At 67.3% G+C, this 14307-nt stretch carries 14 protein-coding genes; 3 read left to right on the top strand and 11 right to left on the bottom strand.

Annotated features, from left to right (window positions below):
- The first annotated feature begins 18 nt into the window (after positions 1-18).
- The gene (locus AC6CDK_RS12070; protein ID WP_039647431.1) at positions 19-942 is read left to right on the top strand and encodes a lysophospholipid acyltransferase family protein; all 924 of its coding nucleotides are present in this window, start codon (positions 19-21) and stop codon (positions 940-942) included.
- Positions 943-1010: 68 nt separating this feature from the next.
- Here AC6CDK_RS12070 and AC6CDK_RS12065 read toward each other — a convergent pair whose 3' ends face one another.
- From AC6CDK_RS12065 to tkt, 3 genes are read right to left on the bottom strand one after another with little or no spacing between them, the layout of a single operon-like run.
- A complete protein-coding gene (locus AC6CDK_RS12065) occupies positions 1011-1703 on the bottom strand; it encodes a Crp/Fnr family transcriptional regulator (protein ID WP_039647433.1) in 693 nt (230 codons plus the stop codon).
- An 11-nt stretch (positions 1704-1714) separates the two neighbouring features.
- Positions 1715-2323 carry a tRNA-uridine aminocarboxypropyltransferase gene (locus AC6CDK_RS12060; protein WP_039647435.1) on the bottom strand — a complete coding sequence of 203 codons (609 nt, stop codon included), beginning with the start codon at positions 2321-2323 and terminating at the stop codon, positions 1715-1717.
- 6 nt (positions 2324-2329) lie between these two features.
- On the bottom strand, positions 2330-4336 hold the full coding sequence (gene tkt, locus AC6CDK_RS12055) for a transketolase (protein WP_039647437.1): 2007 nt from the start codon (positions 4334-4336) through the stop codon (positions 2330-2332).
- 78 nt (positions 4337-4414) lie between these two features.
- Here tkt and merA point away from each other — a divergent pair, with 78 nt between their 5' ends.
- Both merA and AC6CDK_RS12045 read left to right on the top strand, forming a co-directional pair.
- Positions 4415-5821, top strand: a complete 1407-nt coding sequence (gene merA, locus AC6CDK_RS12050) for a mercury(II) reductase (RefSeq protein WP_066358217.1) — start codon at positions 4415-4417, stop codon at positions 5819-5821.
- Between the two features lie 6 nt (positions 5822-5827).
- Complete coding sequence (locus AC6CDK_RS12045; protein WP_066358218.1) at positions 5828-6631, top strand: hypothetical protein; 804 nt, start codon at positions 5828-5830, stop codon at positions 6629-6631.
- A 5-nt stretch (positions 6632-6636) separates the two neighbouring features.
- Here the strand turns inward: AC6CDK_RS12045 and AC6CDK_RS12040 are convergent, their stop codons facing one another.
- From AC6CDK_RS12040 to AC6CDK_RS12005, 8 genes are all read right to left on the bottom strand, one after another.
- Positions 6637-7533, bottom strand: a complete 897-nt coding sequence (locus tag AC6CDK_RS12040) for an NlpC/P60 family protein (protein ID WP_192905883.1) — start codon at positions 7531-7533, stop codon at positions 6637-6639.
- A gap of 218 nt (positions 7534-7751) precedes the next feature.
- Positions 7752-8084 (bottom strand): DUF3147 family protein, encoded by a 333-nt coding sequence (locus AC6CDK_RS12035; RefSeq protein ID WP_039647444.1) that lies wholly within the window; start codon positions 8082-8084, stop codon positions 7752-7754.
- 9 nt (positions 8085-8093) lie between these two features.
- Positions 8094-8657 (bottom strand): Tll0287-like domain-containing protein, encoded by a 564-nt coding sequence (locus AC6CDK_RS12030; protein WP_192905884.1) that lies wholly within the window; start codon positions 8655-8657, stop codon positions 8094-8096.
- Between the two features lie 23 nt (positions 8658-8680).
- On the bottom strand, positions 8681-10081 hold the full coding sequence (locus AC6CDK_RS12025) for an NADH-quinone oxidoreductase subunit N (RefSeq protein ID WP_192905885.1): 1401 nt from the start codon (positions 10079-10081) through the stop codon (positions 8681-8683).
- Complete coding sequence (locus AC6CDK_RS12020; RefSeq protein ID WP_039648441.1) at positions 10078-11565, bottom strand: complex I subunit 4 family protein; 1488 nt, start codon at positions 11563-11565, stop codon at positions 10078-10080. Before AC6CDK_RS12020 ends, AC6CDK_RS12025 begins: the two co-directional genes overlap by 4 nt.
- Positions 11562-13439 (bottom strand): NADH-quinone oxidoreductase subunit L, encoded by a 1878-nt coding sequence (gene nuoL / locus AC6CDK_RS12015; protein ID WP_192905886.1) that lies wholly within the window; start codon positions 13437-13439, stop codon positions 11562-11564. Before nuoL ends, AC6CDK_RS12020 begins: the two co-directional genes overlap by 4 nt.
- Positions 13436-13744, bottom strand: coding sequence for an NADH-quinone oxidoreductase subunit NuoK (nuoK, locus tag AC6CDK_RS12010; RefSeq protein ID WP_039647449.1), 309 nt, complete (start codon positions 13742-13744; stop codon positions 13436-13438). Before nuoK ends, nuoL begins: the two co-directional genes overlap by 4 nt.
- Complete coding sequence (locus tag AC6CDK_RS12005; protein WP_192905887.1) at positions 13741-14232, bottom strand: NADH-quinone oxidoreductase subunit J family protein; 492 nt, start codon at positions 14230-14232, stop codon at positions 13741-13743. Before AC6CDK_RS12005 ends, nuoK begins: the two co-directional genes overlap by 4 nt.
- Positions 14233-14307: the final 75 nt, after the last annotated feature.

Raw genomic sequence — 14307 nt, 5'->3', positions numbered from 1 at the left:
TATGATATGAGATAGGCCGTGAACACGACTCTCCCATTACGCAAACGTCTCAAGTGGCACCTGGGCGTCTTGGCGGCCATCGTCGCGACCCTGCCGGTACTGCTGCTTCCCGCGCCGGCCGCCGTGGCCCTCGGAGGAGCGGCCGGCGCTCTCGCCTTCCGGCTCCTGGGCAAGGTGCGCCGGAACACCATCGCGAACATCAGAAACGCGCTCCCCGCACTCCAGGCCATGGAAGGGTGGGATCCGGCTGCGGGAACGCCGGAGGAGATCGCCCGGCGCACCTTCGTCAACCTGGGGCGGACCGCCGTGGAGATCATCAAGCTCTGCTACGGCCAGGGACAGGGCCTGGTGGAGAGGACGGAACTGCGGGGAATGGAGCACTACCTGCGGGCAAAGGAGCGGGGCAAGGGGGTCATCTTCATCACGGGGCATTGCGACAACTGGGAGATCGTGGCCCACGCCTTCGGCACCCATTCCGACGGCATGGCCGTGGTGGCCCGCCGCCAGAAATACGAGCCGCTGACAAAGCTGCTGGAGCGGCTGCGCAACCGGCACGGCAACAGTATCATCTATGCCGACGGCGCGGCACGGCAGATCTTTTTCCGCTTGAGGAAGAACGGGGCCATCGGCCTGCTCATGGACCAGGCAGTCCATCCCGGCGAGGGTGAGTTGGTGGAGTTTCTCGGAAGAAAGGCATGGACCACCACCATGCCGGCCCTGCTGGCGGCCAAGACCGGCGCGGCCCTGGTCCCCGGATTCGGGAGGCGGGAGGGGAATCGTCACGTGCTGGAATTCTTCCCCGAAATAGCACCCGACCCCGCCGGCGATCCCATCGCCACCACCAGGCTCCTCAACCGCGCCATCGAGGCGTACATCGTCCGCTACCCGGACCAGTGGCTCTGGGTCTATAACCGCTGGAAGCGGGTACCAACGGAACAGTAGCCGCCCCGTATCCCCTGCGGCAATCCCGCGAGCTAATGGATGGCACAGCCGGGGTGCGGCGGCTCAGATCAGGCCGGGCGCCTCCCGGCAGCGGCCTTCAGCTTTTCCATGTCGAAGATCACCACGCGGCTCCCGTCCACCTCGATGAGCCCCTCCTCCTTCAGCTTGCGGAACGAACGGGACAGGGTCTCGCTCACCGTGCCCAGGCGTGACGCCAGCTCCCCCTTTTTCATGTCCAGATCCAGGTAGGTCGTTCCCTGGAACGAGGTGGACTTGCGCTCGGCCAGCTCCACCAGGTGGGCGGCCAGGCGCGCCGGCACCTCCGCGAAGGTGAGTTCCTCGATCTGCCGGGCAAAGCGGCGCAGCATCAGAGACAGCGACACGATCAGGTTCAGGGAGAAGCGCGGATTGCGCTCCAGCAGCCCCATGAAGCCCTCGCGCGGGAAGAAGATCGCCTCCCCCTTCTCCACGGCCCGGGCCTCGGCCGGGTACTTGCCGTCGCCGAAGAAAGCAGCCTCGGCAAAGGTTTCGCCGGGATGAACGAAGTGGAGGACCTTCTCCTTGCCGTCGGGCGAGACCTTGCAGAGCTTCATGCTCCCCTGGGCCAGGAGGTAAAAACCGTTTGCCGGCTCCCCTTCGGCAAAGACGGTTTCCCCCCGGGCAAAGGGGCGGCGGGCTGCAATGACCGCCACTTCGGCCAGGTGGTTCTCGTCCAGGCCGGAAAAGAGAAGCGATTTCCTGAGGATGTCCCTGATGTCCATGAAATGTCCTTTCAGTCCCGGGCGACCGCGCATCCCCGGGCACCGAGGGTTTGTCTCACCATGAGGCGGAACAGGTGCTCCATGCCCGACTGGACGTCGGGTGATTCGATGATGCCCAGGGCCCGGGCGATGGCCTCGAAGGTGGCCAGCCCCTGGGGATGATTCTCCCGCCGGACGCCCCACTCGGTGGGAGGGCCCGGCGGGAGCCGGACCATCTCTGCGCGGGCGAGGCCGGGCAACCGTCGGCCCATGCGGGACGCCTGGCGCCAGGTGCCGTCGGGCACCACCAGGGTGACGGGCCGTCCGTCCCGTTCCAGCAGTTCCCGGTCCAAGACGGGGACGTCGTCGCCGGGATAGAGCAGAAGGATACGCCGCGCCGGGGTGTCCAGATCGCTCAGGTCCAGGGAGCGGCCCAGTTCCCCGTGGATGCGCAGTTCGCTGTTGGGGAGCATCTCCAGGGCCAGGGGGCCGGTAGCCGTGGTTTTCGAGTATTCCCGGTGGTGCATGACCAGGACCACGCGGGTAGCAAGGGAATACCGCGGCAGCGCCGGGCAGACGCACCGGTGGATATGCATGCGGCACCGCGCGCAGCGCTCGCTCCGTTTCGATCTGGTACCCACGGTGTCTCAGCGCTCCACGAACTCGGCCACGCGCCGGGCAACCAGCTCAGGGGTGAACCCGTACTGTTCGGCCAGCACCTTTTCCGGGGCCGAGGCGCCGAAGCTCTCCAGGCCGATGAACAGGCCGGCCGGACCCAGGAGCCGCCACCAGAGGCCGCCATGCCCCGCCTCCACCGCCACCCGCGGGACGCGGCCCGGCAGGCAGCGGCGCCGGTAGCCTTCCGGCTGGGCCAGGAAGGCCTCCAGGCAGGGGATGGACACCACGCGGGCCGCAACCCCGTTACCGGCCATAATTTCCGCCGCGGCCAGGGCCAGTCCCACCTCGGACCCGCTCGCCATGAGGACCACGGCCGGGGCCGCACCCCCGGAGCGGACCACGTAGCCCCCCTTGGCAAAGGTTCTGGGGTCCAGGGACTCCTCCCGGGCGATGGCCGGCACTTTCTGGCGGGTCAGGACAAGGGCCGTGGGGCCGTCCGTGCGCCGCAGGGCCGCGGCCCAGGCCAGAGCCGTTTCGGGACCGTCCGCCGGCCGGATCACCCGGAGGTTAGGGATGAGCCGCAGGGACGAGAGCTGCTCCACGGGCTGGTGGGTGGGACCGTCCTCACCCACGAAGAGGGAATCGTGGGTGAACACGTACACCGCCTGCTGCTTCATGAGCGCCGCCAGCCGGATGGCCGGCCGGCAGTAATCGGCAAAGACCAGGAAGGTTGCGCCGTAGGGGATGAACCCGCCGTGGCGGGCCATGCCGTTCATGATGGCGGCCATGGCATGCTCGCGCACGCCGAAGTGAAGATTGCGCCCCCCGTAGCTGCCGGGGAGCACGGAGGAGGAATCCTTGATCCGGGTGTTGGTGGAGGGCTCGAGGTCCGCCGAGCCCCCGGCCAGGGAGGGCACCGCGGCGGCGGCCGCCTGGAGGGCCTTGCCCGCAAGGGCGCGCGTGGCGCCGGCTTCGGCTCCCACCGCCGCCAGCAGCCGGGCCTCCAGATCCCTGGGCACCCCCTTTTCCGCCATCAGATCCCAGAGCCGTCCCTTATCGGAATTGCGGCGGCGCCAGCGGCGGAGCTCATCCTGCCAGGCGGCGCGCGCCTCGGCGAGCGCTTCCCGCCTCTGTTCGCAGATCTCCCGAATCCGCTCCGGCACGTGAAACAACTCATCGGGCCACCCCAGGCTCCTGCGCGTGGCGGCGGCCTCCTCGGCACCCAGGGGCGAGCCGTGGGCGGCGGCAGAGTCGTGCTTGCCGGGCGAGCCCTGGGCGATATGGGTCCGGGCGATGATGAGAGAGGGCCGCTCCCGTTCCACCCGGGCCCGCCAGAGGGCCTCGTCCACCTGGCGGACATCGTGGCCGTCAACGGCCTGCACGTGCCAGCCAAGAGCCGCGAAACGCCCCGCCGTGTCCTCGGAAAAGGCCAAGTCCGTGGAGCCCTCGATGGTGATTCGGTTGTCGTCGTACAGGTAGACCAGGTTGCCGAGCCTCAGGTGCCCGGCCAGGGATGCCGCCTCCTGGCTGATTCCCTCCATGAGGTCGCCGTCGCTCACCAGGGCGTAGATATGGTGGGCGCAGGGATCGAATCGCTCGTCGGCGAAGCGGGCGGCCCCCATGCGCGCCGCCAAGGCCATGCCCACCCCCATGGCGAACCCCTGCCCCAGGGGGCCGGTGGTCACCTCCACGCCGGGGGTGTGGCCGTATTCGGGATGGCCCGGGGTGCGGCTCCCCCACTGGCGAAACCGCTTCAGCTCATCCAGGGGAAGGTCGAAGCCGAAGAGGTGGAGCAGGCCGTAGAGGAGCATGGAGCCGTGTCCCGCCGAGAGGATGAACCGGTCCCTCCCCGGCCACTCCGGGTCGGCGGGGTCGAAGCGGAGGTGGGAGTGCCAGAGGAGAAAGGCGTAGTCGGCGGCCCCCATGGGCAGCCCCGGGTGACCGGAGGCAGCGGCTTCAACCGCGTCCACCGCCAGCATCCTGAGGGTATCGGCGCCCAGGCGGGCGTCTTCGTTGGTAAGGCTTACCGCGGCCATGATTCCTCCTTGTCGCCATAACGTACTTCTCAAACGCACGCATTCGGGTACACTGTCAGGACCAGGGAGAATCATGCCATGTCCGACAGACACGACCTCATCATCCTCGGCTCAGGCTCCACCGCCTTTGCCGCCGCACTTCGGGCCCACTCCAGGGGTGCCCGGGTGCTCATGGTCGAAAAGAGCGTCCTCGGCGGCACCTGCATCAACTGGGGGTGCGTGCCGAGCAAGACCCTGATCCACGGGGCGCTATTCTATCAGGAGGGGCGGCTCGGGGCAAGGCTCGGCCTCGGAGAGTGCGGAGACACCGTCGATCCGGCCCCCCTCATGGCCCGCAAGGAAGAGGTAGTAAAGCATCTGCGCACCACCAGGTACCTGGATCTGCTCCGGGATACGCCGGGTCTGGAGCTGGCCAAGGGGACCGGCCGATTCCTGGGCCCCGGCCGGCTGGAAGTGGTGGACCGGGTCTACCGCTGCGACCGTTTCCTCGTGGCCGTCGGCGGCACGCCCCGCATCCCGAAGATACCGGGCCTGGAATCCACCCCGTTTCTCACCAGCCGGGGCGCGCTCCTGCTGAAACGCTTTCCGGCGTCTCTCATCATCATCGGCGGCGGGGTCATCGCCGTGGAGCTGGGGCAGATGTTCCAACGCTTGGGCACCCGGGTGACCATCCTCGAGCACGGGCCGCGCATCCTCGCCCCCGTGGAGCCCGAACCGGCCCTGGCGATACGGAACGTCCTCAGGGACGAAGGAATGGAGATCGTCTGCCGTTCGCCGGTCTGCGCGGTGTCGGGAGACGGCTCCGCAGTGAGCGTTGAGGTCGAGCGCGAGGACGGACGCCGGACCTATACGGCGGAACAGCTCCTCCTGGCGGCGGGGACCGCACCGGCCACCCGCGGCATTGGCCTGGAACTGGCCGGCGTGGAAACCGACAGCCGTGGGTTCGTCAGGGTGGACGAACGGATGAGGACCGCGGCTCCGGGCATCTGGGCCGCCGGCGACTGCATCGGAGGAATGATGATCGCCACGGTGGGGGCGCGGGAGGGAATCATCGCCGTGGACGACATGTTCGCCACCGGCTGCGGCTGCGCCATGGACCACCTGAGCGTGCCCATGGCCATCTTTACCGACCCGGAGGTGGGGGCCGTCGGCTACACCGAACAGGGTGCCCGGGACGCCGGACTCGATCCGATCGTGAGCATTCTCCCCGTGTCGGCCATTCCCAAGGCCCATGTGACCGGGCATACGGCAGGCGTCATCAAACTGGTGGCGGAGCGGGCCACTGGACGGCTGCTGGGGGCGCACCTGGCCTGCCACCGGGGGGCCGAGCTCATCAACGAGGCAGCGCTGGCCATCCGGCTGAGGGCTACGTTCGACGATCTGGCAAACGCCTTGCACGTCTACCCTTCAATAGGAGAGGGACTGCGGCTCTGCGCCCAGGGATTCACGAGGGATGTCAGCAAGTTGTCGTGCTGTGCGGAGTGATGGACCATGGAACCGGGCGGGATCTACGCAAAAAATGTTCAGCTTGACCGGGAATTGTCACAGCGGCTGCACGGGGCGCTCACCTGCGGCAGGGAGGAACTCTTCCAGGTCGTGGCCGACCCCGCGCCCGAGGTGATCCGGGCAGCCCTGCGCAACCCGGCCCTGGACGAAAACCATCTTCTGGTACTGCTGGGGCGGCGGGACCTGGGCGAGGATCTCGTTGCAGCCATCGGCCGCCACGATGCGGTGGCCGAGAGCCACAAGCTGAAGGCGGCCCTGGTGCGCAACCCCGCCACCCCGGCCCAGTTGGTCATGGCCCTGCTGCCCCACCTCTATCTGTTCGAGCTGGTGGACCTCTGCCTTCTCGCCGGCGTGACCCCGGACCAGCGCGTCGCGGCCGAGCGCGCTGTCATCCAGCGTCTCTCCACCACCCCCCTGGGCAACAAGATCACCCTTGCCCGGCGCGCCACCGCATCGATTCTGGACGCCCTGCTCAAGGAGGGCGATATGCGGGTGGTGGAGTCGTGCCTCACGAACCCCCGCCTCAAGGAAGGGTCGGTCTTTCAACTGGTTTCCAGCTCCCGCGCCACCGGCGACGTCATCGCTGCCGTGGCACGCCACCAGTGCTGGAGCAACCGCCCCAACCTGAAGGCGGCCATGCTCAAAAACCCCAACACCCCCACCTCCCTGTTCAGCACCCTCCTCGCGTCCGCCTCGACCATGGAGGTCAGGAATCTGGCCGCCTCGGGGCGCCTGGGCGCCGAGCGCAAGCGCCTGGCAAGCCAGGAACTCAAGCGGCGGGGCTGCTGACCGCCCTATTCATACCACCGCCGCACGACAAAGGTCTTCTCCCCCTGCCCGTCCGCGTCCCTGAACCGGTCCGACGGCGCCCGCCCCTTCATTACCTCGGCCAGCACCTCCCCCAGGGGCCGGACCGCCACGCCGTCCCGCACCCCCGGCACCGGGCCGAGGCGGCTCTCGATGGTCCGTTCCCGGTCCAGCACGATGATCACGTGCCCCTTCCAGACGATCAGGTCCAGGGGCTCCAGCCGGCGGCGGATGGCCGCGGCGGAAAGGCCGGCAATGGGGACGCCCCGGCCGAAGCCGGTGAGCTCGCTCGTGTTCCGGGGAGTGACGCCGTTGGTGGCCTCGTAGAGAAGCCCCGAGCAGTCGAGCCCCTGGAGCCGCCAGCGGCGGTTCGTTTCGGCGGGGAGCCTGCCCGGTGGATGAAAGAAATCCACCATGGCCGGCACCCCGGCGCGCACATTGCCCCCCCAGACGTAACGGCTTCCCCTGGCAGCCAGAAGGCGGGCGATGATCTCGTCGCGGGAAGGGAGCGTCCGGGACCGCGGCGGCGGTTCCTCATCCGTGAGCCGGACGAAACGGTCATCCACGAAATAACCCGTGGCCGATGGATAGGAATAGTCGTCGGTGGTCACCCGGTGGACCACTGATGCGCCGTTTCGGACTGTCTCGTGGACCACGAACACCGTCCCCGGCAGGGCGATGAATTCCAGCTCCCGGATCTGGCCCTGTCGGTCCGTACGCAGGGTCGAGCCGTCCCTGCCGCCGAAGATGCCGGGGAAATCGAGAGTATTGAGGACCGGGGCCGGCAGCACCGCCACAGCGTAATGCTTCGCACCGCCCGCCCGGGCGACGAAGGTCATCATCAGAAAAACGGCCGCAGTTGCGGCCAGAAAGCATCTCTTCACACATCTCCCTTCTTCAAAAAATACACGAGGTAACGCATTAACCACAGAGAGTTCGGAGGGCCAGGGGGAGGATCAACAATCCGTGCTATCAGTGCGCACCCTCACCACCGCAGCTCCCCTCACGCAACCTCAGCCCCCCTGACACACCAAAAAGCAATCAGCCGCAGAGTTTATCCGCGATATCCGTGAACCCTGCGGCAGAAACGCCGTTTATGGATTCACTTGAGAAAATACTGATGTACCGCTGCCCCGGCCAGCCACACGCCGAAACTGGCCGCCAGGACAACCGGCAGCGGGAGATGCCGCCGGAAAAGGACATATGCCGCCACAAAGAAGAGGATGGTTGGGATGATCCCCCAGAGAACTCCCCTGGTGTACCCCTCCATGAGCCGGTAGTCCCCCGGCGATTCGGACCAGAGCCAGAGGAGCACCAGCAGGCTCGTGAGGGGCATGGTGGCAATGAGGCCGCCAAGGGTGGGGAACCGCTTGCCGATCCTGGCGCAGGCAATGATGATGGCAAGGCTGATGAGGGCTTTTACGAGGGTTTGCACCGTTGCCCCCTACTCATCCACCACCACGCTCACGATCCCCCGCAGGTCTCCCGCCGCGAAGCCGGTGGCCCGGTCGCCGGGGTAGCGCGCCTGCAGATGCGTCTTCACCTCGGGAGGGATCGAGTCTTCGGCACCGTGGCAGACGAGGCAGCCGGGTTGCACGAGGATCGGCTTCACGTAGCGCAGGATCTGCTTGCCCCCCACCCGGGCCGGCACGATCATCTCCCCCGGCAGGCTCCCCTGTTCCTTCATGGCGGCCAACCGCTCAAGGGCGCTGCGCTCGAAGGGGTCGGGACTGTTGGCCGGGTTTCTGATCCTGAGCGATGTCCGCCTGATGGACAGATGTTCGGTCCGCGCCAGTTCCGCCGTCAGTTTCTGGGCCTCAGCGAAGCAGACCTTCACCGCCTCTGCCGGTCCCTTCTCCTTCATCACGGTCATGACCCGCTCCCGCAGGGTGGCGGAAAGCCGGTCAGCGGCCATCCGGGCACGGGCGACCGCGTCGCCTTCGGCACCAAAGGCCGGGAGCGTACCGACCAGCGTCGCAAACAGGCAGGTGGCGAGCATGCGTTTCATCTGGTTCCTCCCGAACACGTGGCTCAGGCCTTGAGGATTGCCTCAACCAAGTCGAACAAGGGACCGGGCCAGACACCGAGGGCCAGGATGGCGACGGTCACGGTGCCGAGGCAGACCGCCTCCGCCGGGGTGGGGAGCGGGCCCGGGGCAGCCTCCTCAGCCGGTTTCATGTAGAGGTTCACCACCACCCGCAGGTAGTAGTAGGCCGACGCCGCTGCCGTGAGGATGCCGATGATCGCCAGGGGCGTCTCCCCTGCCCTGAGGGCCGCGAAAAAGATGGCGAACTTGCCGGCAAAGCCCACGGTGGGGGGAATTCCCGCCAGGGCAAACATGGCCACCGCCAGTACCACCCCCTGGAAGGGCTGCCGGTAGCCGATCCCCCGGAGCTCATCCACCTGCTCCAGCGGTCTTTCCTGTTCCAGGGAGGCCAGTGCGCCGAAGGCCGCCAGGCTCATGACCCCATAGGCAACGGCATAGAAGGCCGCTGCCTCGTAGCCCCGTCCACCCGAGAGAAGCGCCAGGGCCACGTACCCCATCTGGGCCACGGAGGAGTAGGCGAGCATCCGCTTCACATTGGGCTGGAGCAGGGCTGCCAGGTTCCCCACGGCCATGGAGAGGAGCGCCAGTCCCCAGAGGGGCGCCCGCAGGGGACCGATTCCCCCCAGGGGGGGCAGGATCAGCAGGAACAGGGCAATGGCCGCGCCCTTGGAACCGGCTGCCAGGAAGGCGGTCACCGGCGTTGGCCCCCCCTGGTAGACGTCCGGGGTCCAGAGGTGGGCCGGGGCCAGCGACACCTTGAAGGCGAGCCCTGCCAGGAGGAGCCCCCATCCCGCCAGGGCGATCCCGCCGCCCGCGGCCGAAGCGGCAACGGCCCGCCCGATCTCCAGGGAGCCGGTGGCACCATAGAGGAGCGCGATGCCGAAGGCCACGAATGCGGCGGACACGGCCCCCATGAGGAGATACTTGAGCCCCGCTTCCCCTGATGCCGGCCGGTTGCGATCGTAGGCCACCAGGATGTAGAAGGCGAAGGTCAGGGCCTCCAGCCCCAGAAAGAGGGTCAGGAAGTTGGCCGCGCTCGCCACCACCCCCATGCCGAAGGCGCCGAACAGGATCGTGGCCGGATACTCCTCTCCCTCCAATCCCTGGCGGTCGGCGTGGTCATGGGCAAGGAGCAGGGACAGGAGCGCGGTCACCGCGAAAAGCACCACAAACGACCGGGCAAACGGCGTGAACGCCACCCCCAGGGTCGGCGCCAGGGGCCGGGGGGGTGTCTGCAGAGCCCAGAGGGCCGCACCGGCGCAGACCGCCACCCCGATGGCGGTCCCGTACCGTCCCGGCACGATCGCACCCAGGATAAGCACGAGGACGCTCCCGCAGGCGAGGAGCAGAAGCGGCATGATGGTCCAGAGATCGGCGATGGTCACGGTGCCACCCCCGTCAGCAGCGCCACCGGCACCTTGAGGATATCCAGGAGCGGTTTCGGATGGACTCCGATGTAGAGGTCGATTACGGCCAGTACGGCCAGCACCGCCCCCTCGCGCAGGGTCAGGTCGGGCAGGCGCAGGGGTTGCCGTTCCGTCTGGAAGAGAACCTCCTGCACGAGTCGCACGGTGTAGATGAGCGGCAGCACGATACCGAGGAAGGCGATCGCGCCGGCTGCCGGCGTGGTCCGGAAGACTCCCACCAGGATCAGGAACTCTCCCACGAAGTTGTTGAGCCCCGGCAGCCCCGCCGAAGCCATGGCGAAGAAGAGGAAGAAAAAGGAGAAGACCGGCATCGTGCCCCAGAGTCCGCCGAACGCCGCCACCTCCCGGGTGTGGGCGCGCTCGTCCAGCATCCCCACCAGGGCGAAGAGAGCGGCGGTGGTGAAGCCGTGGTTCACCATCTGGAGAATGGAGCCCGACAGGGCCACCGGCCCCCAGGAGGCGATCCCGAGGGCGACGAACCCCATGTGTCCCACGCTGGAGTAGGCCACCATCCGCTTCATGTCCTCCTGGGCGTAGGCGATCCACGAGGCGTAGAGGATGCCGATGATTGCCAGCACGTAGAGGAGCGGCGCGAATCCTTTGGCCGCCTCGGGAAAGAGCGGGTAGCCGAAGCGGACCAGGCCGTAGGCCCCGGTCTTCAGAAGCAGCGCCGCCAGGATCACGCTGCCGGCCGTGGGGGCGTCGGTGTGGGCGTCCGGGAGCCAGGTGTGTACCGGAAACAGCGGAAACTTGATGGCAAAGGCCAGCAGAAACGCCCCGAAAAGCCACGGCGCCGCGGCATGGGCAATGGGGGCCTTGGCCAGGAGCGGCAGGGCAAAGGTGAAGGTGCCGGTGGCGTCGCCATGAATGAGGTAGACCCCGATGATGGCCAGCAGCATCAGGAGCGAGCCCACCAGGGTATAGAGGAAGAACTTCACTGCCGAGTAGATGCGGCGGCCGTGTCCCCAGATGCCGATCAGGAAGAACATGGGGATCAGCATCACTTCCCAGAAGAGGTAGAAGAGGACCAGGTCAAGGGCGAGGAATACCCCCATGATCCCGCTCTCCATGAGAAGAATCAGGAAGTAGTGGAGCGTGGCCCGCTCGGTGATGCCACGCCACGAAACGAGCATCGCCACCACCGTGGTGAAGGCGGTGAGCACCACCATGAGGAGGCTGATCCCGTCCATCCCCAGCAGGTACCGGATGCCGAACCGCTCGATCCAGGCGGCGTCTTCCCAGAGAAAATACCCTGCCGCGGCACCCGGCGCCGGCGGCATTCCCGAAGCGGCGAGGAGCCAGCCGGCCAGGGCCAGTTCCGCCACGGCAACCCCCAGGGCGAGGGGGCGAGCCCACTCCGGACGGTTCCAGACCGGCGCCAGACAGAGGCCCCCGGCCAGGGGGAGAAGAATCAGGAGGGTGAGGATGGGGTAGGAAGTCATGAGATCCACCCCCATGCGAGCCACCCCAGAATCAGCGCCAGCCCCGCCGCGAAGCTGAGGAGATAGACTGACACCCGCCCGCAGCTCCAGCGGCCGAATCCCTGGCCGGCCGTGCCGATACCGTCGGCCAGGCGGTCGAGGGAATCGTCGATCACCCCTTCGTCCACCCGGCGCCAGAGGAAGGAGGCGATGGCTTCATAGGGGCGGATGAAGAGGATGCGGTAGAGATGGTCCGCATACCAGCCGTTCAGGAGAAAGGCGGCGATCCCCCGGGGTTCCTCGGCCGCCGCCTCGATCCTGGCCCCGCGCCGCAGGCCCCCGTAGCGGTGGTGGGCAATTGCAAGTCCGGTGAAGGCCACGAGGGCCGCTATTGCCTCAACGGCCATCTCCTCCCCGTGGGAGAGGTGGGCGGCCCCTTCGGTGAGGGCCGTGGCCAGGAAGCGGCCGAGCCAGCCGTCGGCCAGAAACGCGGGGAGGTGGATGAACCCACCGATGAGCCCCAGGATCGCCAGGGGAAGGAGCATCAGGTCCATGATCCGCGGATTACGGTGAATCTCCGTTGCCCCATCGCCCCCGAAAACCAGATAGACCAGCCGGAAGGTGTAGAAGGAGGTGAGAAGCGCCGCCAGGAGCCCCAGGACGAAGAGTCCGCCGTAGAGCGCCCCCCCCTTGGCCCAGACCGCGGCCAGGATGGCATCCTTGCTGAAGAAGCCGCCGGTGGGGGGAAGCCCGGCCAGGCACGCGGCCCCGGCCAGAAAGGCCCAGAAGGTCACGGGCAGGCTCCGGCGCAGGCCTCCCATTCTGAAGATGTCCTGCTCGTGGTGGAGGGCCGCGATGACGCAGCCGGCCCCCAGGAACAAGAGCGCCTTGAAGAAGGCATGCACCAGCAGGTGGAAGGTGGCGGCAGTGACGGCGCCGGCACCGACCCCGAGCATCATGTAGCCGATCTGGCTGATGGTGGAGTAGGCCAGCACCCGCTTGAAGTCCCGCTGGACCAGGGCGCAGGTGGCACCGTAGAAGGCCGTGACGGCTCCGGTGACGGCCACGGCGGCCATGACCGCGGGAGCCCCGCTGAAGAGGGGCGACATCCGGGCCATGAGGTAGACCCCGGCGGTGACCATGGTGGCGGCGTGGATCAGGGCCGAGACCGGAGTCGGGCCGGCCATGGCGTCGGGAAGCCAGATCATCAGGGGAACCTGGGCCGACTTACCCATGGCCCCGGCCAGGAACAGGAGCCCCAGCGCCGTGATGACCCCCACGGGCATCAGGAACCCCATCTGGTTGATCTGGGTGATGGAGGCCGTCTGGAAGAGCTGGAAGCACCAGACAATGCCGATGCCGAGGGCCGTATCGCCGATCCGGGTGGTGATGAAGGCCTTGCGACCGGCAGTGGCGTTTTTCGGGTCGGAGTACCAGAAGCCGATGAGGGCGTAGGAGCAGAAGCCGACCCCCTCCCACCCCAGGTAGAGGAGCGGCAGGTTCTCCGCCAGGATCAGGACCAGCATGGCAAAGACGAAGAGGTTCAGCAGTGCGAAGAACCGGGCCGGACTCTCCTCCCCCGCCATATACCCCACGGCGTAGAGGTGGATCAGGCCGCAGACGAAGGTGATCATCACCGCCATCACCAGGGAGAGTGGGTCCAGGTAGAGGGCAATGGGGGCGGTGAAATCGAAATCCGCCAGCCAGGTGGCCAGCAGCACGGTCTCCGGCGCCTCGTAGGCCCCGAAGGCCAGGACCGTGCAGACGAAGGCACCCCAGACCGCGGCACAGGCCAGGGCCTCGCACACCCGGCGGGGGAGCTTCCGCCCCACCAGCGCGTTGAGGGTGCCGCCGAGAAGGGGCAGCAGGAGTATGAGGGAGAGATAGAGCTTCATCCCTGCAGCTCCCTGAACTCATCCGCATCAACCGCCTTCTTCCGCCGGTGGAGGTAGACCACCATGGCCAGGGCCAGGGACACCTCGGCCGAGGTAAGGGCCATGATGATGAGGGAGAAGACCTGCCCGTCCGCCATTCCCCAGCGGGCCGCGCCCCCCACGAAGGCGAGCATGGCGGCGTTGAGCATCACTTCGATACCGATGAGAAGCATGATCAGGTTCATGCGCCAGACCAGGACGCAGACGAGACCCAGGGCGAAGAGGAGGCCGGCCAGGACCAGGACGTGCTCGAAGGGGACGATCACCGCTCCCTCCTTTTGGCCAGGTAGAGCGCTCCCACCAATGCAAAGAGGAGCTGCATGGAGATCACCTCAACTGCCACCCCGTATTTCCCGAAGAGCGCCAGGGCGAATTCCTTCACGCCGATGGCTCGGCCCGCCGCCGATACCGCCTGGGCGCGGGAGACCAGAAGCGTCAGGACCGAGGCCAGAATCACGGCGCCGAGGGCCAGGGCGGGCCACCAGTCGCGGATGCCGGGGCGCCGGGCCCGCTCCGGCTGCCCCAGGTCCAGCATCATGATCACGAACAGGAAGAGGACCATGATGGCGCCGGCGTAGATGATCACCTCGAACACCGCCACCACCGGCGCGCCGAGCGTGAAGAAGATCACCGCCAGGGCGAAGAACGAGGTGACGAGGTAGACGATGGCGTGCACCGCGTGTCTCTCGGTGATGGCAAGGACCGTGGCGATGACGGTCACAGCGGCCAGTATGTAGAAGACAGTTGGTTCCATAAAAAGTCAACATCCGCCACAGAGACGCGAAGATGCAGAAAAAATCGGGAATCGATGCTTGGGGGCCCACAGAGG

Source organism: Geobacter sp. PheSNFMC (assembly GCF_059620965.1).
Note: the sequence above shows the minus strand (reverse complement) of the source record. Positions and strands in the feature narration are given on the sequence as shown.

Excerpts from the sequence above, each read along its gene's own strand:
- AC6CDK_RS12005 (WP_192905887.1), bottom strand. The coding sequence starts at position 14,232 with ATGGAACCAACTGTCTTCTACATACTGGCCGCTGTGACCGTCATCGCC.
- AC6CDK_RS12045 (WP_066358218.1), top strand. The coding sequence starts at position 5,828 with ATGGAACCGGGCGGGATCTACGCAAAAAATGTTCAGCTTGACCGGGAA.
- AC6CDK_RS12020 (WP_039648441.1), bottom strand. The coding sequence starts at position 11,565 with ATGACTTCCTACCCCATCCTCACCCTCCTGATTCTTCTCCCCCTGGCC.
- AC6CDK_RS12030 (WP_192905884.1), bottom strand. The coding sequence starts at position 8,657 with ATGAAACGCATGCTCGCCACCTGCCTGTTTGCGACGCTGGTCGGTACG.
- merA (WP_066358217.1), top strand. The coding sequence starts at position 4,415 with ATGTCCGACAGACACGACCTCATCATCCTCGGCTCAGGCTCCACCGCC.
- tkt (WP_039647437.1), bottom strand. The coding sequence starts at position 4,336 with ATGGCCGCGGTAAGCCTTACCAACGAAGACGCCCGCCTGGGCGCCGAT.
- nuoL (WP_192905886.1), bottom strand. The coding sequence starts at position 13,439 with ATGAAGCTCTATCTCTCCCTCATACTCCTGCTGCCCCTTCTCGGCGGC.
- AC6CDK_RS12065 (WP_039647433.1), bottom strand. The coding sequence starts at position 1,703 with ATGGACATCAGGGACATCCTCAGGAAATCGCTTCTCTTTTCCGGCCTG.